Raw genomic sequence first — 25,219 nt, 5'->3', positions numbered from 1 at the left:
GGCCGCGTCCCGGCCGCACGCTGGCGCCATGACGGAGACGATATGAGCTTTCAACCGACACGCCGCGCCGTTCTGGCGGGCATCGGCCTTGCCCCGCTGGCGGCGGCGTCGGCGGCCGATGCGCCGCCCGCGACGATCCTGATTCGCAATGTGATGCTGTTCGACGGCACCGGCAGCACGCGCCAACCGCGCAATGTGCGCGTCACCGGCAAGCGCATCGACGCGGTGTCGGCGGGCGACATCCCGGTCCCGGCGGGCGCGACCGTGATCGATGGTGCGGGGCAGACGCTGATGCCGGGCCTGACCGACGCGCACTGGCATATGGCGGCGGTGCGCGGCGTGCCGTGGATGGGCTCCGACGACGCGACGCATATCGCGATGATCTTCAAGGACGCCGAATATCAGCTGATGCGCGGCTTCACGACGGTGCGCGACACGGCGGGCGCGATCTTCGGGATCAAGAATGCGATCGACCAGGGCATCATGCCCGGACCGCGTTGCTACCCCAGCGGCGCGGCGATCTCGCAGACCTCGGGCCATGGCGATCCCGAACCGGTCGGCGAACTGCCGACCGCGCTTGGCGGTCGCCCGACGATCCGCCAGCAAAAGGGCATGACCGCAGTCGCCAACGGCGTGCCCGAAGTGCTCGCCGCGACGCGCGAACAGCTCAAGCGCGGCGCGTCGCAGATCAAGATCATGGCGGGCGGCGGGGTGACGTCGGATCATGACCCGATCGACACGGTGCAATATACGCTCGACGAAATGCGCGCGATCGTCGGCGCCGTGACCGACTGGGACACCTATGCCTGCGCCCATGCCTATACCCCCGCCGGCGTACGCCGCTGCCTCGAAGCCGGGGTGCTGTCGATCGAGCATGGCCATGCGATCGACGACCGCACCGCCGCGCTGATCGCCGAAAAAGGCGCCTGGCTGTCGATCCAGCCGTTCGAGGATGGCGACAATATATTGACCGCCGAACAGCAGGTGAAGGCGAAGGAATCGCTCGGCGGCGAAGGGTGGCAGTCGGCCGTTCGGCTCGCGAAGAAGCATGGCGTCAAGGTCGCCTTCGGCACCGACCTCTTCTGGCGAAGTCCGACGTCGCGCACCGAAAATGCGATGCTGCCGCGCTTCGGCGCCATTTATACGAATGCCGAGGTGCTGCGCATCGCCACCTCCGGCAATTGCGAGCTGTTCGGGCGCAGCGGTCGCCGCAACCCATATCGGCAGGCCGCGCTTGGGGTGATCCGCGAGGGCGGCTGGGCCGATATGCTGCTGGTGCGCGGCAATCCGCTCGACGACCTGCACCTGCTCGAGGATTATGCCCAAAACCTGCTGCTGATCGTAAAGGACGGCGTCATCCACAAGAATCTGATGCCCGCCTGACCGGCGAGGATGTCGTTCCACGCTATGTTCGCGGACGGGCCGCGCAAGAAATGTCAAAACTGATTGCAAGCGCGGCTAAAGCCACGCCTGCCGCAATGCCCTAGATTTTCTCCCAACGGAGGCTCGCAGAGGCCTGGCTTTGAGGGAGAAGGATTGTGGCAGCATTGTCATTTGCGCGCGTCGTCATCGCGGCGCTGACTGTTTCGACATCGACACTGGCGTTCGCGCAGGACGCGCCGCCCGCCGACGACAGCGTTGCGACCGACGGCGACATCGTCGTCACCGCGCAGCGCCGCGAACAGTCGCTGCTCGACGTGCCGCTCGCGGTCACCGCGCTCGGCGGCGACACGCTGGCCGAGCGGGGCATCACCAATTCGTCGCAGCTCGGCGACGCGGTGCCCAATCTCCAGATCAACAGCCCCTATGGCGATACCCAGCCGAACTTCTCGCTGCGCGGCATCGGGGTCGCGAACGAATATAACAGCAATCAGGCCTCGCCCGTCGGCGTCTATCTCGACGACGTCTATCTCGCCCCACGCACCAGCCACGGCATGGGCCTGTTCGACCTCGACCGGATCGAGGTGCTGCGCGGGCCGCAAGGGACGCTGTTCGGCCGCAACACGACCGGCGGCGCGATCAACTTCATCACCAAGAAGCCGGATCTGTCGGGCAGCAACGGCTATCTTCAGGTCGGCTACGCCAATTTCGATACCTTTACCGCGCAGGGCGCCGCCGAGGCGACGCTTGCCGAGGATGTCGCCGGGCTCCGCCTTGCGGTCAATTATGCCAAGGGTGATGGCCAGATCCGGAATGTCTTTCCTGGCGGACGCGACGCCGCGTCGGTCGATACGCTGCAGGGGCGCGCCTCGCTCCGCGTCAAGCCGGTCGAGACGCTCGACATCGTGCTCCGCGCCTATGCCGGGCGCGATCGCGGGACGCAGGCCGCGGTGCACGGCCTCGAACCCTTTCGCGCCGGGCTCGGCTTTTTCGAGACCAATGAGAATCGCATCGGCGAGAACCGCACCGATGTCTGGGGATTCTCGGCCAATATCGCGCTGGAACTCAGCGATACGCTCAGTCTGACCTCGATCACCAGCTATGACGGCGGCAAGCAGGATCTCCAGCAGGCAGCCGACGGATCGCCGCTCGATATCCTCGATATCAACTGGCAATCGCGTTACCGCCAATTCAGCCAGGAGTTGCGTGCTAACTATGAGGGCGACGGGATCAATTTCGTCGGCGGGCTCTTCTACGGCTGGGACCGCAATATCACCGACAATACCTTCAACCTGCCGCTGCCGCCGGCCGGGGGCTTCTTCCAGCATTACCGGCAGGTTCGCAAAAGCTACGCGGTGTTCGGGCAGGCCGATATCGACCTCGCCGACCGGCTCGTGCTGACGCTCGGCGCGCGCTACACCAAGGACAAGTCGCGCTACGACGACGCCTTCGCCTATCTGTTCATCGGCGGGGTCGACGATTCGCAGACGCCGATCGCGACCACCGTGCCCTGTCCGGGCGTCGCGGGGACCTGCGCCTATGATCCCGACGCGCGTTTCGCGCTCGCCGACACCAACAATGCGCTGACCGGGCGCATCGCGCTCAGCTACACCTTCGACGACGGCCCGCTGGTTTATGCGAGCTACAACCGCGGCTATCGCGCGGGCGCGGTCAACGGCGGCGGTTACACCTCGTCGGCGGGGATCGGCTATATCGAGCCCGAGCGCGTCAACGCCTATGAGATCGGGATCAAGGGGCGTACCGCCGACCGGTTGCTGACCTATGCCGCCTCGGCCTTTTATTACGATTATTCGAACCAGCAGCTGCAGGACACGCGCGCCGGGCCGGTTTCCTTCCTCGTCAACGCGCCCTCATCGGAGGTTTATGGGCTGGAGGTCGAGACGACGCTGCGGCCGACCGACGGCCTGCGCGTCAACGCATCGCTCGGCTGGCTGCACTCCAAGTACAAGGAACTGACGCTGCAGGGCGCCGACCTGTCGGGCAACGAACTGCCCTTTGCGCCCAAGCTCACCGCGCAGCTCGGGTTCGAATGGGATATGGTCGAGGTCGGTGGCGGTACGATCACCTTCGCGCCCAACATGGCCTATTCGAGCCGCCAATATTTCTCGCCGTTCAACGACATAAATGCGCCGGGCACGCCGCAGATGAACAGCGAACTGCAACAGGGCGCCAATGCCAAGGTCAATGCGTCGCTCAGCTGGTCGAACGACGCGCTGACGGTGCGCGCGTTCGCGAACAATATCTTCGAGCGCAAGACCTATGGCTATGGCCTCGACCTGCGGGGGGCGGGGTTCCCCTACAACTTCCTCGTGCCGTCGGCGCCGCGCACCTATGGTGTTAGCCTGCGTTACAGCTTCTGACGATGACCGACCTGAAGGACCCCGACCTCTATGTCGGCGGCATGCCCTATGCCGAGCTTGCAGCGCTGCGCGCTACGGGCCCGGTCCACTGGAACCCAGAAGCCGACGGTGCCGGCTTCTGGGCAGTGCTGGGGTTCGACGAGATCAATTTGGTGTCGCGGCAGGCCGATCTTTTCTCCTCGGCGCACGAGAATGGCGGGCACCGCATCTTCAACGAGAATGAGGTCGGGCTGACGGGCGCGGGGGAGTCGGCGATCGGCATCCCCTTCATCTCGCGCGATCCGCCGACGCACACCCAATATCGCAAGTTCGTGATGCCCGCGCTGTCGCCCGGCCGGCTCGAAGGAATCGAGGCGCGGATTGCCGAGCGTGTCGAGCGGCTCTTCGCCGATGTGCCGCTGAACGAGACGGTCGACATCCTCTCGCTGCTCACGGTGCCGTTGCCGCTGCTGACGCTCGCCGAACTGCTCGGCGTGCCCGCCGAGATGTGGCACGATCTCCATCGCTGGACCGACGCCTTCGTCGGCGAGGACGACCCCGATTTCCGCCAGTCGCCAGAGGCCATGGCGGCGGTGATGGGCGAATTCATCTCCTTCGCCTCGGCGCTGTTCGACGAGCGCCGCGCCAATCCGGGACCCGACATCGCCTCGCTGCTCGCGAACACCGAGATCCATGGAGAACCCGTCCCGCTCGGCGATTTTATCGGCAACCTCATCCTCGCGCTGGTGGGCGGCAATGAGACGACGCGCAATTCGATCAACCACAGCCTGATCGCCTTTGCGAACAACCCCGATCAATGGGATGCCGTCCGCGTCGATCCCGGCCTGCTGCCGAACGCCGTCAAGGAAATGGTCCGCCATGCCAGCCCGGTGATCCACATGCGCCGCACCGCGACGCGCGACACCGAACTCGGGGGCAAGGCGATCCGCAAGGGCGACAAGGTCGTCGTCTTCTATCCCGCCGGCAATCGCGACCCGTCGGTCTTTGCCGATCCCGACGCCTTCGACATCGCGCGGCCGATCCGCCAGCATCTCGCCTTTGGCGCCGGCGTCCATGTGTGCGTCGGATCGCGCCTCGCCGAGATGCAATTGCGGCTGGCCTTTGCCGAAATGGCGCGCCATGTTCGGCGGATAGAAATCATGGGAGAGCCGAGCCGCGTGCGGTCGAACTTCATCAACGGCTTCAAGCGGCTCGACGTCAGGCTGGTGGCGTGAAGCAGGAAAGCGTCTGGGACAATAAGGCGATCATCTGCGACGTTCTCGGCCGTGCGCCCGACGTCGAGATGGGATCGTTCGGCGACGGCTGGTCGCTGTGCCGCTGGCGCCAGTTCGTCGGCACCTATACGCTGCCCGCGCTGCCGCAGCCGATCTTCACCGTCCATGTCGCGGGAAAGCCGCAGGTCAAGACCTGGGACCGCGACGGCTGGACCGAGACCAGTTCGATCCCCGGCTGCGCGACGATCGTGCCTGCAGGGCAGCCGACGGGCTGGCTCGTCGACGGCGAGCTCGACGTCGTTACCTTGTCGATGTCATCGGATGTGCTCGCGGGCCAGCCCTATGCCGACCAGTTCAACAAGATGCGTTTCGCTTTCGCCGATCCGCTCGGCGTCGCGCTGACGCGCCAGATCCTTGCCGAACTCTATGCGCCGCCGGCCGAGGAGCGCACTGCTTATGTGGCGGCGATGGTGGGTGCGCTGAAGGCGCATATCCTCTCCGGCCCGCCCGCGCATGGCAATCCGACCGAAATCCCCGTGTCCGATTTTTCGGCCTATCGGCTCCACAAGATCATGAATGCGGTGCTCGCCAACCCCGCCGAGGAACATAGCCTCGACGCGATGGCGGCGGTCGCCGGGGTGACGCCGTCGCATTTCTGCCGCCTGTTCAAGAAGGCGACGGGCATTTCACCGCATCAATATGTGATGAAGGCGCGGCTCGACCGGGCGCAGCAGATGCTCGTCCAGACCGACCTCAGCCTCGCCGCGCTCTCGGAGGCGACGGGCTTTACCAGCCAGAGCCATTTCAGCCGCGCCTTCCGCGCCTGGTTCGGGATCGCACCGAGCGACTATCGCCAGCAGGAACGGCGCGGACTTCACTGAACGGAGAAGGATATGAGCGAAGCGATGGCCGCGGTGGTGCGGCAGCCCGGCGGCGATTTCACGATCGAGACGATCGAGGTCGAAGCGCCGCGCGCGGGCGAAGTGCGCGTGGCGATCGCCGGCGTCGGCCTGTGCCACACCGACCTGATCTTCCGCGACCAGTTCGCGCCCTTCGCGCTTCCGGGCGTGCTCGGCCACGAAGGCGCGGGGGTGATCGAGGCGGTCGGCGAGGGCGTCGAGGGGCTCGCGGTCGGCGACCAGGTCGTCGTCGGCTTTTCGAGCTGCGGCGCCTGCCCGCGCTGCGACGAGCATCTGCCGAGCTATTGCCAGAACTTCGTGCCGCTGAACTATGCCGGGATGCGGCTCGACGACGGCTCGACCGCTTATGCCAAGGGCGGCGAGCGCGTCACCTCGCATTTCTTCGGCCAGTCCTCCTTCTCGGCGCTCACCGTCACGCGCGCGCGCAACGTCGTGAAGGTCGATACATCGAACGTCGCGCTCGAACTGCTCGGACCCCTGGGCTGCGGTTTCCAGACCGGCGCGGGCGGCGTGATGAACTCGCTCGCGTGCCCGGCCGGATCGAGCATCGCCATCTTCGGCGGCGGCCCCGTCGGGCTTGCTGCGGTGATGGGCGCGGTCATCCAGGGCTGTGCGACGATCATCCTCGTCGAACCGATCGCAGCGCGGCGCGATATCGCGCGGGATTTGGGCGCGACGCATGTCATCGACCCTGCGGCGGCCGAAAATCTAGCCGACGCCCTGCGCGAAATCGTCCCCGCCGGGCTCGACTTCGCCTTCGACACCAGCGGTATCGTTCCCGTCATCGAGGCCGGACTGGCGTCGCTCGGCAGCCATGGCGCGATCGGGCTGGTCGGGGTGCCGTCGAAGGCGGACGCCGCGATCAGCGTCAATATCGCGGCGCTGATGACCCCCGGGCACCGCATCATCGGGATCATCGAGGGCGACAGCGACCCGCAGGCCTTCATCCCCGAACTGATCGCGCATCATGCCGCGGGGCGCTTTCCGTTCGATCGGCTGATCCGGACCTTCCCGCTCGCCGAGATAAACGAAGCGCTGGCGGCACAGGCGCGCGGCGAGTGCATCAAGGTCGTGCTGATACCATAGCAACTCCGCGCTTTTGGGAGTTGTGAAAACAGGACGCGCCGACAATTGCGCGTGAACAGGTCAACAAGCTGACGCCGTCCCGGGGCGAGCCAAAGGAGAGAGACGATGGATTTCGACCGTGACTACAAGATGCTGATCGGCGGCAAGCTCGACGACGGCAGTGCTCGCTTCGACGTGCTGAACCCCGCAACCGAGCAGGCGATCGCGAGCGTCCCCGACGCGACGCGCGACGACCTCGACCGCGCGATCGCGGCAGCACGCGCGGCCTTCCCCGGCTGGGCGGCGACCCCGATCGCCGACCGCAAGGCCGCGCTGATGGCGATGGGACAGGCCGTCATGGCCAACGCCGACGCCTTCAAACGGCTGCTCACCGCCGAACAGGGCAAACCGCATAGCGAGGCCGAAGGCGAGATCATGGGCGCCGGCTATTGGCTGATGGGCGCATCGAGCCTCGACCTGCCGGTCACGGTCAACGAGGACAGCGCCGAACGCTATAGCGAGACGCGCCATGTCCCGCTCGGTGTCGTCGGGGCGATCGCGCCGTGGAATTTCCCGATGATCCTCGCGATGTTCAAGGTCGGCCCGGCGCTGCTCGCGGGCAATACGATGGTGCTGAAACCCTCACCCTTCACCCCGCTCGCGACGCTGAAATTCGGCGAGCTGGTCAAGGACATGCTGCCGCCGGGGGTGCTCAACATCGTCACCGGCGGCGACGCGCTGGGGCCGTGGATGACCTCGCACCCCGGCTTCGACAAGATCAGCTTCACCGGATCGACCGCGACGGGGCGCCGCGTAATGGAATCGGCGGCGCCGACCTTGAAGCGGGTGACGCTCGAACTCGGCGGCAACGACGCTGCGATCGTGATGCCCGACGTCGATGTCGAAAAGGTCGCCGAGGAGCTGTTCTGGGCCGCGTTCCGCAACAACGGCCAGATCTGCATCGCGACCAAGCGCATGTATGTCCACAAGGACATCTACGAGCCGCTCCGCGACGCGCTCGTTGCCTATGCGAAGACGGTCAAGGTCGGCGATGGCTCCGAACAGGGGACGCAGATCGGTCCGATCAACAATGCGGCGCAGTACCGCCGCGTGCTCGAACTGATCGAGGATGCCAAGGACAAGGGTTATACATTTCTTGTCGGCGGCGAGGCCGCCGACGTGCCCGGCTATTTCATCCCGATCACCATCCTCGACAACCCGCCCGAGGACAGCCGTATCGTGCAGGAGGAGCAGTTCGGCCCCGTGCTGCCGCTGCTCAAGTTCGACGATCTCGACGATGTCGTCGCGCGCGCCAATGCGACCGACTATGGCCTCGGCGGCTCGGTATGGGGCCGCGACGAGGATAAGGCGTTCGACATCGCGCAGCGCATCGCGAGCGGGACGGTGTGGGTCAACGAAACCCAGCATCTGTCGCCGACCGCGGCATTCGGCGGCATGAAACAGTCGGGCGTCGGGGTCGAGGGCGGGCTCGAAGGCCTGCTCGAATATACCAATGCGCAGACGATCGTGCGGCGAAAATCTGCGGCTTGAACGCGCACCCTGTCGGTCCTATCTGGGCGCCGACAGGGGCCACGTCCTCGCCTGCATGATGCGGGTTATCAAGTCCGGGACGGCCCGGCGGCTCTTTAAGGGAGGCCGCCGCCCATGGCCTGGATCTATCTCACAATCGCCGGTCTGCTCGAAATCGTCTGGGCCTTTTCGATGAAACAGTCCGAAGGCTTCACCCGCCCCGCCGCGTCGGCGGTGACCATCGCCGCGATGATCGCGAGCTTCGCGCTGCTGTCGCTGTCGATGAAATCGCTGCCGCTCGGCACCGCCTATACGATCTGGACCGGCATCGGCGCGGTCGGTGCCTTCGTTGTCGGCATCGCCATCCTCGGCGAACAGGCGAGCGCGACGCGCATCGTCGCGGCGCTGCTCATCGTCGCTGGGCTTGTGTTGATGAAACTCTCGTCGCCCGCCTGATTGTGGCGCGCCGGCATCAAAAGCCCAGATTGTCCGCCGGGTTGCAGTGCGCCTTCAGAAACGTCATCGCGAAGGCGAGGCGCGTCGCGAGATCCTCGGAAGGAAGATGGACCGCCGACAGCCCTGTCTTGAGGCTGTAATCCATGGGGGCGGGCTGCGCCATGAACACGACCGATCCTTCGCTGCGGACATCGGACATCGACTGGAAATCCAGTCCGATCGTCCCGTCGGTGTAGGACTGTTCCGGCTCGCCGCGCAATTTTACGGTCTTCGTCACCCTGAAGCTGATATAGCAGAGGCCATTGGAATAGGGACCCTGCCCGGTCGGAACCAGCCTGATATATATCTGATAGGGATAATAATCGCGCGGGCTGATCTCGGCACCGAGCATCGTCAATTCGATGAATTTCTTGGCGTTTTCGGGCGTCTGTTGCCCGGTCTGGGCCGCTGCCGGCGTGGCGGTCGATGCCGCTGCGGCAAGCGACAGGCACAGGATCGAGCGCATGTTCGATTTCATCGGGGAAACTCCATCGCGGAAAGGGATGTCGCCAAGGCGGTCTCAGAATCCGGTGCTGGCGACCGGGTCGCAGGACTGGCGGATCACCTCGATCGCATAGGCGGCGCGTGTCGCCATTTCGGGCGACTCGAAATAGAGATAGATCGCCCCGCCGCTGAACGCGCCGCCGTTCAGGGTCAGTTTCGCGCCGTCGGGGGCGACCGAACTCAGCCGCGACCAGTCGATCCCGTTGGCGTTGATATATTCGAGGTGCGGAATGTAATCGTGCCAGCTCTCGCGGCCGGGGATCGTTATATTTCGCCGCGGCGTGTCGGCTTCACGCTGATAGGCCTGAAAGGCGATTGGGAAGGGCTCGATCGTCGATTTGCAACCGCCGCTCCCCAGGAAGCGCATGGTCAGCCGTCCACCCGGCGCCGGGAAACGATCGAGCCGGCTGGTTATCCGATACTCGCCATTATAGCCGGTCGAACTATAGAATTTCACCTCGTAGAAATAGCTCGGGGTCTCGAAGCCGATGCGGTTTTCGTTCGCCAGCGTTGAAAGGAAACGATGCGCATTTTCCGGCGTTTGCTGACCGGTTTGCGCGGTGGCCGGAGCGGCGGTCCACATCCCGGCGGCGATGGCGAGGAGCAGGCTCGGGCGGACAATCGATTTCATCGTGGAACTCCGTCGGGGTTGGCGCCGACGCATCCTCGCGCCGGGAGCCGAGATCGTCGCAGGATTGCAGCGGGCTTTCGGGAAGGTCGTCGCAAAGATGACGCGCGTGGCGAGAACCCGGGCCAGCATCCCGGCGGTCATTCCTGCTTCGCTCCGCCCGGGCCGAGGCGGAGCGGGCAGCGTATCCGCGCTTGGCAATTATATTTTCCCGACCCGTCGGGATAGCAGGCGGGGCTGACGGGATATTGGATGGGACCGTGATCGCAGCGCTGGAGCTTTTCAAAGGCTATGCGCGCCTCATTCGGATTGGCGGCGCTGATGGGCCTGGAGTCGCTGAGATCGACATATCCCTTGGGCGGTTGCGTCTGGGCTAATGCCGGGGGTGGCACATAGGCCGGATATGGCGGCGGTTGCGGCAAGGCAGCGGCGGGGACGGACTTTTTCCGCGCGGCTTCGGCCTTCAGTCGCATATCGACCAGCCGCTCGGCCTCCTGGCGCCGATGTTCGCCCAGTCGCGACACTTCGGCCTCGATAGCCCGGTCGCGCTCGCGCTGTGCGGCGCTGCGTTCGGCGGGCGGTCGCGGCGTCGAGGAATCGCGCGGGATACCGATGATGATATCCTGCGCAAAGGCCAGCGAAGCGGCCAGCAGCAAGCCGGCAGCCGCCGATGCCGGGAGCACGCGTTTCAGCGGCATCGCCGCACGCCGGTCGGGCGCCGCGCCGCAGCGCATGAATGGTGAACTTTCAACGCCATGCCCCCTTGAACCCCATCGTCGGGCTATTGGCCCCGCCCGGCGAAGGCAACGCCAATAGTTTTTAGGGTCCGGCCTGCCATCATGGCGCACCTATGTTGACATCAGTGTCAATTACTGAAAGCGTCGGGGCGGATCGGAGAGCGGCAGGGTGGGGAATATTTCGACGGCAGCACCCCCGGCGGACCCGCGCGAATCGCCCGACGCGTCGCTGCGCCCGCGCACCGTCGCCGCCTTTGCCGCGACCGCGGGGCCGACCGCGATCCTCAGCCTGCCGTTCAGCGTCTATCTGCCGCCCTATATCGCCGAAGGGGGCGTGATCGCGGTCGGGCTGGTCGGGCTGCTCTTTTCGCTCACCACGATCTGGGACGGCGTCGTCGATCCGCTGATCGGGACGATGATCGACCGCGTCCGCACCGGACTCGGCGCGCATCGGCGCTGGATGCTGCTCGCGCTCGTGCCGCTCGCGCTGCTCCTCCTCACCATCGTCACCATCGGCAACGCCTTGCCCTTCGCGGCGCTCTTCCTGCTGATGGTGCTCTTCTATTCGAGCTACAGCCTCTATGAGGTCGCGCAATTGTCGTGGGGCGCGGCGCTGGTGCGCAGCCCGGCGGACAGCGCGCTACTCTATGGCATGCGCGACTGGTTCGCGAAGCTCGCGCTGATCGCCGCCTTCGCCGCACCCGCGGCGGCGCAGATGCTGATGCCCGGCATCAGCCTGCAGGGGCGCATCCTGGCTTATGCCAGCCTGTTCCTCGTCATGGTGCCGATCGCCTTGTTCGCGATCCGCCAGGTGCCGCTCCGGTCGGTCGTCGCCGAACCCGGCATCGGCTGGCGCAGCGAGATCCGCGCCTCGCTCGGCTTCGCACCGCTGATGCTCCTGTTCGGGGTGACCTTCCTCAACAGCTTCGCCTTCGGTTCTTTGACCTCGCTCTTCATCTTCTTTGCCGCCGCGGTGCTCGATCTCGACGCGCAGAGCGCGGTGCTGCTGTTCGCCAGCTTCATCGGCGGCGCCATCGCCTCGCCGGTCTGGACGATCCTCGCGCGGCGTTTCGGCAAGCCCGCGACGATGGTCGCGATGGCGCTGCTCGTCTCGACCCTCCTGCTCGGCACCTTGGCGCAGGAGCCGCAGGGGCTCGTCCAGGCGGCGGGCTTTTCGCTGCTGCTCGGCACCGGCTTCGTCGGGCTGCTCTTCATCTATTCGATGCTTGCCGACCTCGTCCCGCGCGATGCCGCGCGCTGCGGTCGCAGCCGCTCGGCCTTCCTCTTCGCGCTCCTGAACCTGATGCAGAAATTCGGCGTCGCCGCCGCGATCGCGGTCAGCTACGCGCTGCTCGGCCTCGTCGGCTTCGATCCGCAGGACGGCAAGGCGTCGGCCGGTGCGCTGCACCTGCTCTTCGTGCTCCAGCCGGTCACGAGCTGGACGATCATGATTTTCCTGCTGCTCGCGATGCGCCCGCACATGCCGCATCGCGCCGCCAGCCTTTGACTTGCAATCGCTCCCGCGCGCAAGTAAAGGCCGCACCATTCGGACAGATGCGCCGTTTTCCTTCCGCCTTTCGCCGACATGCTCGGGGAGGGTGGGCGGACTATTGCCCAAAGCAGAGTTGACGCTTGGGGCAGGGCAACCCATCTGGCGGATATTCGGACGCTTACGAGGACAGCAGGATCATGGCGAAGACCAGCCCCGGCCAATTCATCAATCAGGTGAAGGACGAAGCGCGCAAGATCGTTTGGCCCACCAGCCGCGAGACGGTGCAGACGACGATCCTGGTGCTGATCATGACCACGATCCTTTCCTTCTTCTTCCTCGGCGTCGACACGGTTTTCCACGCGATCGTCACCTGGCTGACGTCGCTCGCGCGCTGATCCGCGCAGGCTTACAGGGATAATATAGACATGGCGCGCTGGTACATCATTCACGCCTATTCGGGTTTCGAGAACAAGGTCCGCGACTCGGTGATCGCCGAAGCCGAACGCATGGGTCTGTCGCAGCTCGTCGAATCGGTCGAGGTGCCGGTCGAGACGGTCACCGAGGTGAAGCGCGGCAAGAAGGTTCAGGCCGAGCGGAAATTCTTCCCCGGTTATGTCCTCGCCAAGCTGACGATGACCGACGACGTCTATCACCTCGTCAAGAACACGCCGAAGGTCACCGGTTTCCTCGGTTCGATGGGCAAGCCGCAGGCGATCAGCGAAGCCGAAGCCGCGCGCATCCTGAACAGCAAGGAAGAGGCCGCAGCCCGTCCGAAGCAGGAAATTCGCGTCGATTACGAAATCGGCGACCAGGTCAAGGTGCTCGACGGTCCCTTCGCCAGCTTCAACGGGCTGGTCGAGGAGCTCGATTTCGAAAAGGCGCGCGTCAAGGTCAGCGTCTCGATCTTCGGTCGTGCGACCCCGGTCGAACTCGACTTCGAACAGGTCGAACGCATGAAGTGATGGCCTTGGCCATCGCTCCCCGAATGGATTGGATGATGATATGAGCCTGACTCCCGCCGAGATTCAGGCCCGGGCGGATCGCGCCCGCGACATTCACGCGTCGATCGACCGCGAACGCGTCGTCCGCCGCGTCGTCAAGCTGTTCGATCTCGAAGCCGCCGACGAACCCGACGAATTCACCTATCCCGCCTTCAAGAAGCCGACGCGCGAGCGCATCTTCGGCGGGCAGGTGATCGCGCAGGCGATGGTCGCCGCGGCGCGCACGGTCGATCCGGGCAAGGTCGTCCATTCGCTCCACGCCTATTTCCTGCGCGGCGGTGACGAGACCAAGCCGTTGCACTTTCGCGTCCACCGCGACTTCGACGGGCGCAGCTTTGCCAACCGCCGCGTCGTCGTGCGCCAGGACGGCAAGGTGATCTTCAACCTCACCGCCTCGTTCCAGGCGCCCGAGCAGGGCCTTGCGCACCAAGCGCCGATGCCCGACCTCTTGCCGCCCGAGGCATGCCGCGATTTCGGCGACGTCATCGCCGCCGATCCGCTGATCGACGATGCGCGGCTCGAGCAGATGGCGACCAACCACCCGTTCGAGGTGCGCAGCTTCCGCCCGGCGCCGGGCGCCGCCTCGACGATGCATTATGAATGGTTCCGCATCGCCGCGCCGGTCGGCGACGATCCGCTGACCCACCGCGCGCTGCTCGCCTATGCCTCGGACATGGGGCTGCTGTCGTCCGCCATGGTTCCGCACGGGCTGACCTGGACTCAGCCGGGGCTGTTTTCGACCAGCCTCGACCATGCGATGTGGTTCCATGACGACATCCGCGTCGACGATTGGTTCGTTTATGTCATGGACAGCGACTGGTCGGGCGGCGGCCGCGGGATCAACCGCGGGCTGGTCTATCGTCAGGACGGCACTTTGATCGCTTCGGCGGTTCAGGAAGGGCTGATCCGGATGGTGCCGCAGGGCTAAAAGCCTTGCTTCGTGGCCGGTTTGCCGCTAACGGCGCCGCTTCGCGTCAGATACGGGCGTGATTCCGCGCGGGAGGAAGGGGTGATGCCCTTCTGCTTGACCGCTAATTTTGAGCCCCGGATCCATCCGGGGCGACAGAAAGACAGGAGGCCATCATGGCTAAGAAGATCAGCGGCTACATCAAGCTGCAGGTGCCCGCCGGCACCGCCAACCCGTCGCCGCCGCTCGGGCCGGCACTCGGTCAGCGCGGCGTCAACATCATGGAATTCTGCAAGGCGTTCAACGCCGCGACCGATTCCATGGAAAAGGGCACCCCGACCCCGACCATCATCACCGTCTTTGCCGACAAGAGCTTCTCGTTCGTCACCAAGACGCCCCCGGCGACCTACCTCATCAAGAAGGCCGCGAACTTGAAGTCGGGCTCGAAGGAACCCGGCAAGATCAGCGGTGGCAAGATCGCGCGCTCGAAGCTCGCCGAAATCGCCGAGATCAAGATGAAGGATCTCAACGCGAACGATATCGAACAGGCGACGAAGATCATCGAGGGCAGCGCGCGCTCGATGGGCCTCGAAGTGACGGAGGGCTGATCCGATGGCAAAGCTGACCAAGAAGCAGAAGGCCCTTGAGGGCAAGGTTGACACGCTGAAGCTTCATGCTGTCGACGAAGCGATCAAGACCGTTCGCGAGCTGGCCTCGGCCAAGTTCGACGAAACGCTCGAAATCGCGATGAACCTCGGCGTCGATCCGCGCCACGCCGACCAGATGGTCCGCGGCGTCGTGACGCTTCCCGCCGGTACCGGCAAGGACGTCAAGGTCGCCGTGTTCGCGCGCGGCGACAATGCCGAAAAGGCGCTGGCCGCCGGCGCCGACAAGGTCGGTGCCGAAGACCTGATGGAAGACATGCTCGCGGGCAACCTCGACTATGGCCGCGTCATCGCGACGCCGGACATGATGGGCATCGTCGGCCGCCTCGGCAAGACGCTGGGTCCGAAGGGCCTGATGCCGAACCCGAAGCTGGGCACCGTGACCCCGAACGTCGCCGAAGCCGTGAAGGCCGCCAAGGGCGGTCAGATCGAATTCCGCGTCGAAAAGGTCGGCATCATCCACGCCGGCCTCGGCAAGCTGTCGTTCGGCGAGGAAAAGCTCCGCCAGAACTTCGACGCCTTCGTCGATGCGATCGTCAAGGCCAAGCCGGCCGGCGCGAAGGGCAAATATGTCCGCAAGATCGCGCTGTCGTCGTCGATGGGCCCGGGCGTCAAGGTCGACACCGCCGACGTCACCGGCGCCTGATTTCAGGCACTGCGATTTAGCGAAGGGCCGGGGGAAACTCCGGCCCTTTTCTTATGTCTGCTTTGGGGTGGCTAGCTGCCGTTGCGGAACGGGCCGAGCAGCGCGACGCCGTCGCCGCTCGCAACGCGTAAACGCGCTTGGCGAACCGCGTCTTCATATTGCTCACAGGCGGACAACATAGGCACAAGCTCTTCATCCAGCTTCTGAAACAAGTCGATAAGAACTCTTACTTCCGCCGCGCTTTCAAAACATTCGTCAGACGGTCTAGGCGCATCCTTGTCACCTTCCCAACGAGCTAAAAGATCGAAAAGAACCAGAGCCTGATCTGCATTGAGGGTCACGGATAAGCCAGTGTCTACCATGCTACGCCGCTATTCGAACATAATCCTGAGAGCAAGGGTGAACGCCCGCAACCGGTCGCTAGCGGACATCTCGATAAAACTCTTTCCTAATAAATCGCGCCATGATCTACCCTCGTGGATGATCAACTCGCTTGCCTCGAACAGCGTCGCGACGATGTCCTTCGCCATTCCAGGCCTTAACGCGACAAAGGAGACATTCCGGACGCGCCCATGCGTATCTTTTGTCTCGTTAAGGTGGGAAACCATCCATCGATCGTCACGCCGGCCGGCGAAACTCGATCAAATCCCATTTATTGCCATAGAGGTCGAGGAACACCGCGACGGTGCCGTAATCGGCCTCGATCGGCTCGCGCTCGATCCGCACGTCCTTGTCGAGAAGGCGCTGATAGTCGCGGGCGAAGTCGTCGGTTTGCAAAAACAGGAAGACGCGCCCGCCCGACTGGTTGCCGATAAACTCCGCCTGCTCCGCGTTCGCCGCGCGCGCCAGCAGGATCGTCGTACCACCCTCGGGGTTCCCCGGCGGCGCGACGAGCACCCAGCGCTTGTCCTGTGCCGGCTGATATTCGTCGGCGACCAGCGTGAAGCTCAGCGTCCCGACATAGAAATCGATCGCTTCGTCATAGTCGCGCACCACCAGCGCGACATGCGCGAGCGATTGCGGCGTCATTCGCGCAGTCCGCGGAGCGCCGCGCCCGCCGCGAACGGTCCGATCACCGTCAGGAGAAGGCTCACCGCGGCGAGCAGCTTGATCGCGCCGCGTCCCGACGGGTCGAGCATGCCGGCACCAAAGATCAGCAGCGGCACCGCGAGCGGCAGCACGAGCAGCCCGCCGATCGCATTGCCGCCCTTGAGCCCCGCGGTCAGCGAGGCGCTGAGCACCGCGAGCGAGGCGAGGGCAGGGATGGCGATCGCGATCCCCGTCGCCAGCGTCTCGACCCGGCCCGCATCCTGCGCCAGCAGCGCCGAGGCCGGGAACAGCGCGATCAACAGCGGCAGGCCAAATCCGATCGCGTGCGCCAGGATCTTCACCGCCGCGATCACCTCGTCGGCGACCCCGCGCACCGCAAGCTGGTCGAGCACCCCGGCATCGCGGTCGGGGCGCACCAGCCGGTCGATCGGCAGCAGCGCCGCGAGCAGCGCGGCGACCCACACCATGCCGCCGCCCGCCCGCTGCAACAGCGGCGCATCAGGGCCGACCGCGAAGGGAAAGGCGGTCGCGACGAGCAGGAAGAACAGCACCGGCAGCCACAGCGCGCCGCTGCCCCACGCGCGCCGGAGGTCGCGCCAGAACAGGGCGATCAGCATCGTCACGCCAGCGCCCCCATGTCGAGCTCCGCCAGATCGGGAATGCCCAGCGCGAAATGCGACGCCAGCAACACCGCGCCGCCGTTCGCCCGGTGCGTCGCCACCGCCGCAACCAGTCGCGCCTGCGCCGCATCGTCCATGCCGTTCGCGGGCTCGTCGAGCAGCCAGATCGGCGCGCTGCTGGCGATCACCCGCACCATCGCGGCGCGCTTGCGCTGCCCGGTCGACAGCATCGATACCGGCACCTCGGCGAGCGGGTGCAGCGCCATCGCCTCCATCGCGCGGTCGACGGTGTGGCCATCGACGGTGTCGACGCGCGCCCAGAAATCGAGCGCGCGGCGCAGTGGCAATTCGGCATCGAGCGCCGCCGCCTCGTCGATCAGCGCGACGCGGCCGAAGCGCTCGACCGTGCCGGCCGAGGCGCGCAGCAGCCCCGCTGCGACGCGGATCAGGCTCGACTTGCCGGCGCCGTTCGGGCCGCGCAGCCACAGCGCCTCGCCGCGGTTCAGCGCCAGCGTCAGCCCTTCGAACAGCAGCCGGTCGCCGCGAACGCACGCCACCCGGTCCAGCCGCAGGAGCTCGGTCACGCCATATCTTCCAGCGCGTGCATGTCGTCGTCGGAGAAGCCGAAATGATGCCCGATCTCGTGGATCAGCACATGGCGGACCAGCCAGTCGAGCCTTTCGCCGCTCTCGATCCATTCGACGAGGATCGGGATGCGATAGAGGGTGACGCGGTCGGGCATGCCGCCGCTCGCATCGATGCTGCGCTCGGTCAGCGGGCGGCCTTCATAAAGGCCGGTGAGGTCATAGGGATGTTCGATATCGACCGACTTCAGAACCTCGTCGTCGGCGAATTCCTCGATCGCGATCACGACGTCGCGGATATGCGGCGCGAACACCGCGGGCAGGCTGTCGAGCGCGGCCTCGGCCATCGCGAAGAGGGCGTCGGTGTCGGGGGCCATTCCGGTCCAGCCGGCGGGAAGCGAGGAAAGGGCGGTCTTGTCGCTCATCGCGCCCTTCCTTATGGGGAGCGTCGCGCCATTACCAGCAGGGAGACGAAGCGATGGTCCAGAAACTCGACGATGCCGCGCGCGACGCCCTGCTCGCGCGCTTCCCCGACTGGACGCACGAACCGCAGCGCGACGCGATCACCCGCCGCTTCAAATTCGACGATTTCGCGCAGGCCTTCGGCTTCATGGCAAGTGTCGCGATCATCGCCGAAAAGATGGATCATCACCCCGAATGGTCGAACGTCTACAACCGCGTCGACATATTGCTCACGACGCACGACGCCGATGGGCTGTCGGAGCGCGACGCAAAGCTCGCCGAGGCGATCGAGGCGCTGCTCTAGCGCGATGATCCGCTTCGAACGCAGCCATCAGCACCTGGCGGTCGGCATCGCGACCCTTGCGGGCTTCGTCGATGCGATCGGTTTTGTGGAATCGGCGGGCTTCTTCGTCTCGTTCATGACGGGGAATTCGACCCGGCTGGCCGTTGGACTGGCGCAATGGCAGGGTGCAGCGGCGATTGCCGGCGGAATCATCATCATGTTCGTGGCCGGCGTGGTCGCAGGAGCGCTGGTCGCGGCGCGATCGGGGCCGCGGCAGTCGCGCATCGTCCTGGCGTCGGTTGCGGTTCTTCTGGCCGCGGCGATCGGTTTGCGGCTGGCGCTTCCCGGGTGGCCGCCGGTCCTATGCCTTGCCTTTGCCATGGGCGCCGTCAATGCCGCGCTTCCGGCTCGCAATGGTACGATTGTCGGCGTTACCTACATGACTGGCACGCTGGTGCAATTGGGGCACAAGATCGCCAATGCGCTCCGCGGCGGCGACGACGGCCGCTGGCTTGGGCATCTGCTGCTATGGGGTGCGCTGGTTGCGGGTGCCATCGTCGGCGCGCGGACGGTTCTGTGGTCGGCGCCCGCGGCTTATGGTCTGGCGGCGGCCTTCGCCGCCGCGCTGGCCTGGCGGGCGGGGAAGGTCGCTCACGCCGGCTGACGGCGCGACTTGCCTTCTCCCAAATCCCGTTTCACAAGCAACGAAAATCAGGGGAGCCTCTATGTCGAACAGCCTGCTGCGCCGCAAAACCATCGTTCCGGAAACGCACGAAGGACAGGGGCTGGCGCGCACGCTCGGCTGGCCGCACCTCATTGCTCTCGGCGTCGGCGCGATCGTCGGCACCGGCATCCTGACGCTGATCGGCGTTGGCGCCGCCAAGGCGGGCCCGGCGGTGATCCTGTCCTTCGCTATCGCCGGGCTTATCTGCGTCTTCGCCGCGCTCGCCTATGCCGAAATGGCGACGATGATCCCGGCGTCGGGCAGCGCCTATACCTACAGCTATGTCGTCATCGGCGAACTCATCGCCTGGATCGTCGGCTGGAGCCTGATTCTCGAATATTCGCTGGTTGTCAGCGCCGTTGCGGTCGGTTGGTCGGGCTATGTCGCGCCGCTGCTTCACGCATCGGTCGGGGTACCGATGGCGCTGATGCAGGGCCCCGAACTCGGCGGCATCGTCAATTTGCCCGCCATCGCGATCATCGCGGTCGTCGCGGGCATGCTGTTGTTCGGCACGCGCGAGAGCGCGACGGTCAATGCGATCCTGGTCGTCGTGAAGATCATCGCGCTGGCGGTGTTCGTCGCGGTCGCGCTGCCCGCATTCGACGCGGCCAATCTCGAGCCCTTCAATCCCTTCGGCTTTGCCAAGCATGTCGGCCCCGACGGGGTCGAGCGCGGCGTCATGGCCGCCGCGGCGATCATCTTTTTCGCTTTCTATGGCTTCGATGCGATCGCGACCGCGGCCGAGGAAACCAAGAATCCCGACCGCGACCTCAAGATCGGGATCATCGGGTCGATGATCGCCTGCGTCGCCATCTATGTCGTCGTCGCGGTCGCGGCGGTCGGTGCGATCGCTTACAGCAAATTCGCCAACAGCCCCGAACCGCTGGCGCTGATCCTGCGCGAACTCGGCCAGCCCGGCGCGGCCTGGTATCTCGGGGTCTCGGCGGCGGTGGCCCTGCCGACCGTCATCCTCGCCTTTTTCTATGGGCAGAGCCGCATCTTCTTCACCATGGCGCGCGACGGGCTCTTGCCCGCGAGCCTCGCCAAGCTGTCGTCGCGCGGGTCGCCGGTGCGTATCACCATCTTCACGGCGATCGTCGTGGCGATCCTCGCGGGTTTCATCCCGCTCGACGAACTTGCCGCGCTCGCCAACGCCGGGACGCTCGCGGCCTTCACCGCCGTTGCGATATGCATGCTCATCATGCGCCGCCGCGCCCCCGACGCGCCGCGCACCTTCCGCGCGCCGCTGCCGTGGGTGGTCGGCCTCGGGGCGGTCTTCGGCTGCGCCTATCTTTTTTTCAACCTCCCGGCGCAGACGCAGCTTTGGTTCCTGATCTGGAATGTCGTCGGGCTGGGTGTCTATTTCCTCTATGCCCGGCGCAATGCCGTCGCAGGATGATCGTCAGTCGAACAATTCGCTGAGGAAGCTCTTCTTGTAATTTTTCTTGTAGGGCTTGCCATAATAGCGGTCGTCATAGCCGCGCTCGCCGCCGCGATATTCCTGCTCGCGATATTGCGGCTGCTGGGGCGGCGGCGGCGGGGCGGCCTGCTGCTGCGGGGCATTGGCGGCTTCGCTGCGCTCGATGATCTTGTCGAGTTCGCCGCGATCGAGCCATACGCCGCGGCATTGCGGGCAATAGTCGATCTCGATCCCCTGCCGTTCGGACATCGTCAGATTCACGCGGCAGGTCGGACATAACAGCCCTTGGGAATCGGTCACAAAACTTCCTTTCCTGGTCATGCAAAAGGCGGCCAGAAGCGACCGCCGATGCTTGAACGTTGTATGCCGGATTCGCGTTCCGCCAAGCCCCCGATAAACAGGCCCCGCCGCGACCGGGGAGGCGGGGTGGGGCAAGGATGCGGCGGGTGCGGCGCCCCGCTAGTCGGGCTCGAAGGCCAGCAGGTCGCCCGGTTGGCAGCCGAGTTCGGTGCAGATCGCCTCAAGCGTCGAAAAGCGCATCGCCTTGGCCTTGCCGGTCTTGAGGATCGAAAGATTGGCGAGCGTGATGCCGATGCGGTCCGACAGGTCGGTCAGCGTCATCCGCTTGGCGTGGAGCAGGTCGTCCAGTTTCACGACGATCGCCATCACACCGTTCCTTCCAGCTCGTCGCGCATCGCGGTGCCGCGTTCGAACACGGCGGCGAGGACGAAGGCGAGCAGGATTGCGAGGATGCTCTGCAGGTTGATGCCGCCCATGTCGGCGAACTGGCTCGTCGAAACCGCGATGCTCCGCGCGACCGATCCAAGCGGCAACGCGAGCAGCTGTACCGCGACGAGCGCCCAGCCGATATGGCGAAGCCGCGCCGCATTGGCGGGAATGAACGGATCGGTCGCCGCCGTGGCGATCAGCGCCTGCAACTTGCGGACGATATAGACGGCGGCGGCGAGCACTGCGGCGAGGATCGCGAGGAGGGCGAAGAGCTGCGGCCGGATATTCCCCGCGTCGAGGAAGATCTGGCTGTTCTTCGCCTCGACCGCGATCTCGGGCCACATGACCGCGAGCGCGCCGCCCGAGACGATCACGAACAGGAAGGCCGCAGCGATCAGCGTCAGCATCAGCCACAACAGCCCACGCGTCACTGCGAGCAGCGTCGAATGATTTTTGGACATATCGTTCTCCGATAGATTAATTATCGAAGAACGATATATTTCTTATCTTCGATATCGTCAATCGATATTATCGAAAAACGATATATCGCGAGTCAGGCTGCTTGCCAGTCGAACGCCAGCGGTGCCTCGCGAAAGGCGAAGCGGTCGAGATGGCGGGCGACCGCGCCCTTCAATCCCTCGAGCTGGCCGTCGACGCTGGCGTCGATGCGGACCGCCAGCGCGTCGGCGCCGGCATCGAAGGTGACGAGCCCGTCGCCGGGCCAGTCGGCCCCGCGTGCGTCCTTGGGGAAGGTCACCGTGCCATGGTCGGCGGTAAACTCGACCGCCAGATTATGCTGCCAATGCTTGCACAGCTGCTGCAGATATTTGCTCGCATGCGCGGTGGGCACACTGGCGGTTGCCGAGATGGTCATGGTCGTTGTTCCTTTCAAAGCCGCTCGATCTTCTGCGCCGCCTCGTCGATCAGCGCGACGACCTCGTGGAGCGTCGCTTCGTCGATGTCGCGGTCGCCCAGCCGATTGACCAGGACGTTGCGCAGATTGCCCATCGCCCGGCGCACCGATCCGCCGTCGGTCCGCTGCCGCTCTTCGCCGACAGCAGCGAGCCGGGCGATCAGCGCCGCGACGAGATCCGCGTTGGCATCGAGCTCGGCCTGCCCCTCGGGGGTGATCGCGAACAATTTCTTCGCGCCGTCGCTTTGCTGCGCCGCGATCTGACCCATGTCGTCGAGCAGGGTGAGGGTGGGGTAGATGACCCCCGGGCTGGGGGCATAGGCGCCGCCGGTTAGCTCCTCGATCCGGCGGATCAGGTCATAGCCATGACGCGGTTCGTCGGCGATCAGGCGAAGCAGGACAAGCGGCAATTCGCCGCTGTCGAACATCCGGCGCCGCGATCGGCCGCCATCCTCGCCATCGCGTCCGCCAAAGCCGCGTCCATGGCCATAACCCCGTCCGCCGCCGCGAGGCATGCCGTGGCGCTTGCCGCAGCCACGCCCGCCCGCTTTTACGAAATATATCATCATCATTGTCCTTAGAGTGTTTCTAGATAGCTCTAAGATATATCTTATAATTGGTCGTGCAAGGGGCTTCGTGCAAAAATCCTCAGATTTTGGTCAGATATTGTCTTCGAGGGCGAGGGCGAGTAGGCGCTGCCAATGCCGGCGATCTCGGCCGTTGAGCCCGCGATCGGCGGCGCGCCGTTGGAGTTCGGCGCGGGTATTGTCCCCATGCTTCAAACGCATCTGCTGCAGCGCGTCGAGATCGTCCGCCAACCTGCGGGCAGCGCGGCGACCGCCAAACATGTCCAGAATACCCAATGGTCCCTCCTGTCGAAGCCGGAGATGCGCAAGGGGGGTGCATCAAGTTTCAATGGCTTATCAGATTTCGGGGCCCCTGTCATGGCTCAGTTGGCGGCCTTTTGGGTCAATTGCAGGACAGTCGCGTCGCTCGGTCGCGCCATCGCGCCTTGACTTCGTTCGCCGCGACGCTATTGGCCACCGCACATTGTCGCTGCTCCGGCAGCGGCGATTCCGTCCGAGACAGTTGGTGAAGGGAATATGCCCTTCTTAATTTCCAGCCGAGACGGGGAACAGTCTTTATCGGTCGCCCGCCTGTGCAACAGGTGACGCGGCTTGACCGACCCCATCGGACATCGTTGCGCAAAGGACAGGCGAGCCTCGGCTGGTCCGGCCTTTGCGTGGTTTAGCCGCCCGGCAGCGTGCGCTTGCGCGTGCGATACCGGGCACAGAGTGGAGTATAGGCATGGATCGTACGGAAAAGGCCGAAGCCGTATCCTCGCTGAACGCTACCCTGTCGTCAGCTGCCTCGGTTGTGGTCGTCCGCAACCTGGGTCTGACCGTCGCTCAGTCGACGGTGCTGCGTCAGCAGATGCGTGATGCCGGGGCCGACTTTCGCGTCACGAAGAACCGTCTTGCCAAAATCGCGCTCGACGGCACGTCCTACACCGGCATCGGCGAACTGCTGACCGGCCCCACCGCGCTGGCAACCTCGACCGATGCGGTCGCGGCTGCGAAGATCGCGGTGGAATTTGCCAAGACCAACCCCAAGCTGGAAATCGTTGGTGGTGGCATGGGTGACGTGGTGCTCGACGTGGCTGGCGTTACCGCGCTGGCTTCGCTTCCCTCGCTCGACGAGCTGCGTGCCAAGATCATCGGTCTGGTGCAGGCTCCGGCCACCAAGGTTGCGCAGATTGCCGCAGCCCCGGCCGGCCAGTTGGCGCGGGTTTTTGGCGCATATGCCGCCAAAGACGCAGCGTGATTTTGAATTAACCCTTGAAACTACCACCGGGATTTCCCGGTTCTGATGGAGAATGAACATGGCTGATCTTGCAAAGATCGTTGAAGAACTGTCGACCCTGACCGTCCTCGAAGCGGCTGACCTGTCGAAGATGCTCGAAGAAAAGTGGGGCGTTTCGGCTGCCGCTGCCGTTGCTGCCGCTCCGGCCGCTGCCGCTGCTGGCCCGGCTGCTGAAGAGCAGACCGAATTCGACGTCATCCTGACCGGTGACGGCGGCAACAAGATCAACGCGATCAAGGAAGTCCGTGCGATCACCGGCCTGGGCCTCGGCGAAGCCAAGGCGCTCGTCGAAAGCGCTCCCAAGGCGATCAAGGAAGGCGTGAGCAAGGCGGAAGCCGAAGAGCTGAAGAAGAAGCTCGAAGCTGCCGGCGCGACCGTCGAACTCAAGTAATGTTTTTCCCGGTCCGATTGCGGGCCGGGGCAAGGCAATAGGAAAAGGGCGGTGCCGCGAGGCGCCGCCCTTTTCTGTTTCCGGATATCGCTGGCGGCTGATCAGCTGCCGGCATATCCGGGACGAAGCCGGCCGGGAAAGAGCGGCGCCTGGTCGGGGCGGCGCGTCGTCTGCTTGGCGGGCGCGGGTTCGGGACGGTTCGCGATCTCCCATGCGCTGACCGGCTGGCGAGCGACCTGCGGCTGGTCGAGCAGGCCCTCATATTCGTGGCGCTCCTTGCGGTCATAGAAACGTGCGCGCTTGAGCCGCTTCTTGAGCGTCAGGAAGGGATTGTCCGCGGTCGGACCGACGAGCGCCATCGCCTCATGGCGGCCCATGCTGCCGCTCGGCGCGGCGGCAAAGGCCGGGGTCGAGCGCTGCGCGGGCGCGGGCGTTGCGATGACCTGCTCTTCGCTGAGTGCGTAAGCGGGCTGGGCAGGGGCAGGCTGCGGTTCGCGAACGATGTGCGGAGCGACGGGCGCGGCGACCGGAACATCGTTATATTCGACCGTCGTTTCGGCCCATTCGTCGCGAGCCTTGCGACGGCGGGTAAAGGCCAGCGCCGCGCCGCCAACG

The 25,219-nt window shown here is 65.1% G+C and carries 33 protein-coding genes and 1 pseudogene; 19 read left to right on the top strand and 15 right to left on the bottom strand.

Annotation, left to right across the window (positions count from 1 at the left end):
• The first annotated feature begins 42 nt into the window (after positions 1 to 42).
• The 7 genes from B1A78_RS02980 (at position 43) to B1A78_RS02950 (ending at position 8,946) form a co-directional block, all read left to right on the top strand.
• The gene (locus B1A78_RS02980) at positions 43 to 1,383 is read left to right on the top strand and encodes an amidohydrolase family protein (protein ID WP_083733770.1); all 1,341 of its coding nucleotides are present in this window, start codon (positions 43 to 45) and stop codon (positions 1,381 to 1,383) included.
• A gap of 155 nt (positions 1,384 to 1,538) precedes the next feature.
• Positions 1,539 to 3,761, top strand: coding sequence for a TonB-dependent receptor (locus B1A78_RS02975; RefSeq protein WP_179101960.1), 2,223 nt, complete (start codon positions 1,539 to 1,541; stop codon positions 3,759 to 3,761).
• Positions 3,762 to 3,763: 2 nt separating this feature from the next.
• Entirely contained in the window at positions 3,764 to 4,975 is a 1,212-nt protein-coding gene (locus tag B1A78_RS02970) for a cytochrome P450 (protein WP_077145523.1), read from the top strand.
• Positions 4,972 to 5,856: a helix-turn-helix domain-containing protein gene (locus B1A78_RS02965; RefSeq protein WP_077145522.1), complete on the top strand. Its 885-nt coding sequence runs from the start codon at positions 4,972 to 4,974 to the stop codon at positions 5,854 to 5,856. The genes B1A78_RS02970 and B1A78_RS02965 overlap by 4 nt, the downstream gene beginning before the upstream one ends.
• 12 nt (positions 5,857 to 5,868) lie before the next feature.
• Complete coding sequence (locus tag B1A78_RS02960; protein ID WP_077145521.1) at positions 5,869 to 6,981, top strand: NAD(P)-dependent alcohol dehydrogenase; 1,113 nt, start codon at positions 5,869 to 5,871, stop codon at positions 6,979 to 6,981.
• A gap of 105 nt (positions 6,982 to 7,086) precedes the next feature.
• Positions 7,087 to 8,511 carry an aldehyde dehydrogenase family protein gene (locus tag B1A78_RS02955; RefSeq protein ID WP_077145520.1) on the top strand — a complete coding sequence of 475 codons (1,425 nt, stop codon included), beginning with the start codon at positions 7,087 to 7,089 and terminating at the stop codon, positions 8,509 to 8,511.
• 114 nt (positions 8,512 to 8,625) lie between these two features.
• Positions 8,626 to 8,946, top strand: coding sequence for a multidrug efflux SMR transporter (locus B1A78_RS02950; protein ID WP_077145519.1), 321 nt, complete (start codon positions 8,626 to 8,628; stop codon positions 8,944 to 8,946).
• A gap of 16 nt (positions 8,947 to 8,962) precedes the next feature.
• Here the strand turns inward: B1A78_RS02950 and B1A78_RS02945 are convergent, their stop codons facing one another.
• The 3 genes from B1A78_RS02945 to B1A78_RS02935 all read right to left on the bottom strand — a co-directional run bounded on the left by B1A78_RS02945 (position 8,963) and on the right by B1A78_RS02935 (position 10,851).
• Complete coding sequence (locus B1A78_RS02945) at positions 8,963 to 9,463, bottom strand: hypothetical protein (RefSeq protein WP_077145518.1); 501 nt, start codon at positions 9,461 to 9,463, stop codon at positions 8,963 to 8,965.
• A gap of 42 nt (positions 9,464 to 9,505) precedes the next feature.
• The gene (locus tag B1A78_RS02940; RefSeq protein ID WP_077145517.1) at positions 9,506 to 10,120 is read right to left on the bottom strand and encodes a hypothetical protein; all 615 of its coding nucleotides are present in this window, start codon (positions 10,118 to 10,120) and stop codon (positions 9,506 to 9,508) included.
• 137 nt (positions 10,121 to 10,257) lie between these two features.
• Positions 10,258 to 10,851 (bottom strand): hypothetical protein, encoded by a 594-nt coding sequence (locus B1A78_RS02935; protein ID WP_077145516.1) that lies wholly within the window; start codon positions 10,849 to 10,851, stop codon positions 10,258 to 10,260.
• A 172-nt stretch (positions 10,852 to 11,023) separates the two neighbouring features.
• On the opposite strand from B1A78_RS02935, the gene B1A78_RS02930 reads away from it, so the two are divergent.
• The 6 genes from B1A78_RS02930 (at position 11,024) to rplA (ending at position 15,565) form a co-directional block, all read left to right on the top strand.
• Complete coding sequence (locus B1A78_RS02930) at positions 11,024 to 12,361, top strand: MFS transporter (protein ID WP_077145515.1); 1,338 nt, start codon at positions 11,024 to 11,026, stop codon at positions 12,359 to 12,361.
• A gap of 182 nt (positions 12,362 to 12,543) precedes the next feature.
• Positions 12,544 to 12,741, top strand: a complete 198-nt coding sequence (secE, locus tag B1A78_RS02925; RefSeq protein ID WP_077145514.1) for a preprotein translocase subunit SecE — start codon at positions 12,544 to 12,546, stop codon at positions 12,739 to 12,741.
• Between the two features lie 30 nt (positions 12,742 to 12,771).
• Complete coding sequence (nusG, locus tag B1A78_RS02920) at positions 12,772 to 13,308, top strand: transcription termination/antitermination protein NusG (RefSeq protein ID WP_077028837.1); 537 nt, start codon at positions 12,772 to 12,774, stop codon at positions 13,306 to 13,308.
• 40 nt (positions 13,309 to 13,348) lie between these two features.
• Entirely contained in the window at positions 13,349 to 14,275 is a 927-nt protein-coding gene (locus B1A78_RS02915; RefSeq protein ID WP_083733768.1) for an acyl-CoA thioesterase II, read from the top strand.
• A 155-nt stretch (positions 14,276 to 14,430) separates the two neighbouring features.
• A complete protein-coding gene (rplK, locus tag B1A78_RS02910; protein ID WP_058808269.1) occupies positions 14,431 to 14,862 on the top strand; it encodes a 50S ribosomal protein L11 in 432 nt (143 codons plus the stop codon).
• 4 nt (positions 14,863 to 14,866) lie between these two features.
• Positions 14,867 to 15,565: a 50S ribosomal protein L1 gene (gene rplA / locus B1A78_RS02905; RefSeq protein ID WP_077145513.1), complete on the top strand. Its 699-nt coding sequence runs from the start codon at positions 14,867 to 14,869 to the stop codon at positions 15,563 to 15,565.
• A gap of 71 nt (positions 15,566 to 15,636) precedes the next feature.
• On the opposite strand, the gene B1A78_RS02900 is transcribed toward rplA, so the two are convergent.
• The 6 genes from B1A78_RS02900 to B1A78_RS02880 all read right to left on the bottom strand — a co-directional run bounded on the left by B1A78_RS02900 (position 15,637) and on the right by B1A78_RS02880 (position 18,244).
• Positions 15,637 to 15,927, bottom strand: a complete 291-nt coding sequence (locus tag B1A78_RS02900; protein ID WP_077145512.1) for a hypothetical protein — start codon at positions 15,925 to 15,927, stop codon at positions 15,637 to 15,639.
• Between the two features lie 9 nt (positions 15,928 to 15,936).
• On the bottom strand, positions 15,937 to 16,095 hold the full coding sequence (locus tag B1A78_RS22515) for a hypothetical protein (protein ID WP_179101959.1): 159 nt from the start codon (positions 16,093 to 16,095) through the stop codon (positions 15,937 to 15,939).
• 88 nt (positions 16,096 to 16,183) lie between these two features.
• Positions 16,184 to 16,594 (bottom strand): VOC family protein, encoded by a 411-nt coding sequence (locus B1A78_RS02895; RefSeq protein WP_077145511.1) that lies wholly within the window; start codon positions 16,592 to 16,594, stop codon positions 16,184 to 16,186.
• A complete protein-coding gene (locus tag B1A78_RS02890) occupies positions 16,591 to 17,238 on the bottom strand; it encodes a heme exporter protein CcmB (protein ID WP_077145510.1) in 648 nt (215 codons plus the stop codon). The genes B1A78_RS02895 and B1A78_RS02890 overlap by 4 nt, the downstream gene beginning before the upstream one ends.
• Positions 17,235 to 17,819 (bottom strand): heme ABC exporter ATP-binding protein CcmA, encoded by a 585-nt coding sequence (gene ccmA, locus B1A78_RS02885; protein ID WP_077145509.1) that lies wholly within the window; start codon positions 17,817 to 17,819, stop codon positions 17,235 to 17,237. Before ccmA ends, B1A78_RS02890 begins: the two co-directional genes overlap by 4 nt.
• Entirely contained in the window at positions 17,816 to 18,244 is a 429-nt protein-coding gene (locus tag B1A78_RS02880) for a metallopeptidase family protein (RefSeq protein ID WP_077145508.1), read from the bottom strand. Before B1A78_RS02880 ends, ccmA begins: the two co-directional genes overlap by 4 nt.
• A gap of 53 nt (positions 18,245 to 18,297) precedes the next feature.
• On the opposite strand from B1A78_RS02880, the gene B1A78_RS02875 reads away from it, so the two are divergent.
• The 3 genes from B1A78_RS02875 (at position 18,298) to B1A78_RS02865 (ending at position 20,687) form a co-directional block, all read left to right on the top strand.
• Positions 18,298 to 18,585 carry a 4a-hydroxytetrahydrobiopterin dehydratase gene (locus B1A78_RS02875; RefSeq protein WP_077145507.1) on the top strand — a complete coding sequence of 96 codons (288 nt, stop codon included), beginning with the start codon at positions 18,298 to 18,300 and terminating at the stop codon, positions 18,583 to 18,585.
• 4 nt (positions 18,586 to 18,589) lie between these two features.
• Positions 18,590 to 19,228, top strand: coding sequence for a YoaK family protein (locus B1A78_RS02870; RefSeq protein WP_077145506.1), 639 nt, complete (start codon positions 18,590 to 18,592; stop codon positions 19,226 to 19,228).
• A 61-nt stretch (positions 19,229 to 19,289) separates the two neighbouring features.
• The gene (locus tag B1A78_RS02865) at positions 19,290 to 20,687 is read left to right on the top strand and encodes an amino acid permease (RefSeq protein WP_077145505.1); all 1,398 of its coding nucleotides are present in this window, start codon (positions 19,290 to 19,292) and stop codon (positions 20,685 to 20,687) included.
• 3 nt (positions 20,688 to 20,690) lie between these two features.
• Here B1A78_RS02865 and B1A78_RS02860 read toward each other — a convergent pair whose 3' ends face one another.
• From B1A78_RS02860 to B1A78_RS02840, 5 genes are all read right to left on the bottom strand, one after another.
• Positions 20,691 to 21,029, bottom strand: a complete 339-nt coding sequence (locus tag B1A78_RS02860) for a zf-TFIIB domain-containing protein (RefSeq protein ID WP_077145504.1) — start codon at positions 21,027 to 21,029, stop codon at positions 20,691 to 20,693.
• A gap of 138 nt (positions 21,030 to 21,167) precedes the next feature.
• Positions 21,168 to 21,374 carry a helix-turn-helix transcriptional regulator gene (locus tag B1A78_RS02855; RefSeq protein WP_077145503.1) on the bottom strand — a complete coding sequence of 69 codons (207 nt, stop codon included), beginning with the start codon at positions 21,372 to 21,374 and terminating at the stop codon, positions 21,168 to 21,170.
• On the bottom strand, positions 21,374 to 21,898 hold the full coding sequence (locus tag B1A78_RS02850) for a DUF2975 domain-containing protein (RefSeq protein ID WP_077145502.1): 525 nt from the start codon (positions 21,896 to 21,898) through the stop codon (positions 21,374 to 21,376). Before B1A78_RS02850 ends, B1A78_RS02855 begins: the two co-directional genes overlap by 1 nt.
• A 92-nt stretch (positions 21,899 to 21,990) precedes the next feature.
• Positions 21,991 to 22,311, bottom strand: coding sequence for a DUF2218 domain-containing protein (locus B1A78_RS02845; RefSeq protein ID WP_077145501.1), 321 nt, complete (start codon positions 22,309 to 22,311; stop codon positions 21,991 to 21,993).
• Positions 22,312 to 22,325: 14 nt separating this feature from the next.
• Complete coding sequence (locus tag B1A78_RS02840) at positions 22,326 to 22,916, bottom strand: PadR family transcriptional regulator (protein ID WP_372236862.1); 591 nt, start codon at positions 22,914 to 22,916, stop codon at positions 22,326 to 22,328.
• A gap of 135 nt (positions 22,917 to 23,051) precedes the next feature.
• On the opposite strand from B1A78_RS02840, the gene B1A78_RS02835 reads away from it, so the two are divergent.
• The 3 genes from B1A78_RS02835 (at position 23,052) to rplL (ending at position 24,604) form a co-directional block, all read left to right on the top strand.
• Complete coding sequence (locus tag B1A78_RS02835) at positions 23,052 to 23,366, top strand: hypothetical protein (RefSeq protein ID WP_077145500.1); 315 nt, start codon at positions 23,052 to 23,054, stop codon at positions 23,364 to 23,366.
• 292 nt (positions 23,367 to 23,658) lie between these two features.
• Positions 23,659 to 24,174: a 50S ribosomal protein L10 gene (gene rplJ / locus B1A78_RS02830; RefSeq protein ID WP_077145499.1), complete on the top strand. Its 516-nt coding sequence runs from the start codon at positions 23,659 to 23,661 to the stop codon at positions 24,172 to 24,174.
• A gap of 58 nt (positions 24,175 to 24,232) precedes the next feature.
• Entirely contained in the window at positions 24,233 to 24,604 is a 372-nt protein-coding gene (gene rplL, locus B1A78_RS02825; protein ID WP_077145543.1) for a 50S ribosomal protein L7/L12, read from the top strand.
• 101 nt (positions 24,605 to 24,705) lie between these two features.
• Here rplL and B1A78_RS22510 read toward each other — a convergent pair.
• A pseudogene (locus B1A78_RS22510) lies at positions 24,706 to 25,219 on the bottom strand (hypothetical protein); the annotation flags it as partial.

Source organism: Sphingopyxis sp. KK2 (assembly GCF_001990265.1).
In the GTDB taxonomy this organism is placed as follows: Bacteria; Pseudomonadota; Alphaproteobacteria; order Sphingomonadales; family Sphingomonadaceae; genus Sphingopyxis.
This window is presented reverse-complemented; position numbering and strand designations above follow the sequence as displayed.

Excerpts from the sequence above, each read along its gene's own strand:
- B1A78_RS02870 (WP_077145506.1), top strand. The coding sequence starts at position 18,590 with ATGATCCGCTTCGAACGCAGCCATCAGCACCTGGCGGTCGGCATCGCG.
- B1A78_RS02850 (WP_077145502.1), bottom strand. The coding sequence starts at position 21,898 with ATGTCCAAAAATCATTCGACGCTGCTCGCAGTGACGCGTGGGCTGTTG.
- B1A78_RS02845 (WP_077145501.1), bottom strand. The coding sequence starts at position 22,311 with ATGACCATCTCGGCAACCGCCAGTGTGCCCACCGCGCATGCGAGCAAA.
- B1A78_RS02880 (WP_077145508.1), bottom strand. The coding sequence starts at position 18,244 with ATGAGCGACAAGACCGCCCTTTCCTCGCTTCCCGCCGGCTGGACCGGA.
- B1A78_RS02900 (WP_077145512.1), bottom strand. The coding sequence starts at position 15,927 with ATGGTAGACACTGGCTTATCCGTGACCCTCAATGCAGATCAGGCTCTG.
- B1A78_RS02970 (WP_077145523.1), top strand. The coding sequence starts at position 3,764 with ATGACCGACCTGAAGGACCCCGACCTCTATGTCGGCGGCATGCCCTAT.
- B1A78_RS02875 (WP_077145507.1), top strand. The coding sequence starts at position 18,298 with ATGGTCCAGAAACTCGACGATGCCGCGCGCGACGCCCTGCTCGCGCGC.
- B1A78_RS02960 (WP_077145521.1), top strand. The coding sequence starts at position 5,869 with ATGAGCGAAGCGATGGCCGCGGTGGTGCGGCAGCCCGGCGGCGATTTC.
- B1A78_RS02955 (WP_077145520.1), top strand. The coding sequence starts at position 7,087 with ATGGATTTCGACCGTGACTACAAGATGCTGATCGGCGGCAAGCTCGAC.
- B1A78_RS02940 (WP_077145517.1), bottom strand. The coding sequence starts at position 10,120 with ATGAAATCGATTGTCCGCCCGAGCCTGCTCCTCGCCATCGCCGCCGGG.
- rplA (WP_077145513.1), top strand. The coding sequence starts at position 14,867 with ATGGCAAAGCTGACCAAGAAGCAGAAGGCCCTTGAGGGCAAGGTTGAC.
- rplL (WP_077145543.1), top strand. The coding sequence starts at position 24,233 with ATGGCTGATCTTGCAAAGATCGTTGAAGAACTGTCGACCCTGACCGTC.
- rplJ (WP_077145499.1), top strand. The coding sequence starts at position 23,659 with ATGGATCGTACGGAAAAGGCCGAAGCCGTATCCTCGCTGAACGCTACC.
- B1A78_RS02915 (WP_083733768.1), top strand. The coding sequence starts at position 13,349 with ATGAGCCTGACTCCCGCCGAGATTCAGGCCCGGGCGGATCGCGCCCGC.
- secE (WP_077145514.1), top strand. The coding sequence starts at position 12,544 with ATGGCGAAGACCAGCCCCGGCCAATTCATCAATCAGGTGAAGGACGAA.
- rplK (WP_058808269.1), top strand. The coding sequence starts at position 14,431 with ATGGCTAAGAAGATCAGCGGCTACATCAAGCTGCAGGTGCCCGCCGGC.
- B1A78_RS02855 (WP_077145503.1), bottom strand. The coding sequence starts at position 21,374 with ATGGCGATCGTCGTGAAACTGGACGACCTGCTCCACGCCAAGCGGATG.
- B1A78_RS02865 (WP_077145505.1), top strand. The coding sequence starts at position 19,290 with ATGTCGAACAGCCTGCTGCGCCGCAAAACCATCGTTCCGGAAACGCAC.
- B1A78_RS02835 (WP_077145500.1), top strand. The coding sequence starts at position 23,052 with ATGCCGGCGATCTCGGCCGTTGAGCCCGCGATCGGCGGCGCGCCGTTG.
- B1A78_RS02840 (WP_372236862.1), bottom strand. The coding sequence starts at position 22,916 with ATGATATATTTCGTAAAAGCGGGCGGGCGTGGCTGCGGCAAGCGCCAC.
- B1A78_RS02945 (WP_077145518.1), bottom strand. The coding sequence starts at position 9,463 with ATGAAATCGAACATGCGCTCGATCCTGTGCCTGTCGCTTGCCGCAGCG.
- B1A78_RS02895 (WP_077145511.1), bottom strand. The coding sequence starts at position 16,594 with ATGACGCCGCAATCGCTCGCGCATGTCGCGCTGGTGGTGCGCGACTAT.
- B1A78_RS02860 (WP_077145504.1), bottom strand. The coding sequence starts at position 21,029 with ATGACCAGGAAAGGAAGTTTTGTGACCGATTCCCAAGGGCTGTTATGT.
- B1A78_RS22515 (WP_179101959.1), bottom strand. The coding sequence starts at position 16,095 with ATGGCGAAGGACATCGTCGCGACGCTGTTCGAGGCAAGCGAGTTGATC.
- B1A78_RS02980 (WP_083733770.1), top strand. The coding sequence starts at position 43 with ATGAGCTTTCAACCGACACGCCGCGCCGTTCTGGCGGGCATCGGCCTT.
- B1A78_RS02950 (WP_077145519.1), top strand. The coding sequence starts at position 8,626 with ATGGCCTGGATCTATCTCACAATCGCCGGTCTGCTCGAAATCGTCTGG.
- B1A78_RS02935 (WP_077145516.1), bottom strand. The coding sequence starts at position 10,851 with ATGCGCTGCGGCGCGGCGCCCGACCGGCGTGCGGCGATGCCGCTGAAA.
- nusG (WP_077028837.1), top strand. The coding sequence starts at position 12,772 with ATGGCGCGCTGGTACATCATTCACGCCTATTCGGGTTTCGAGAACAAG.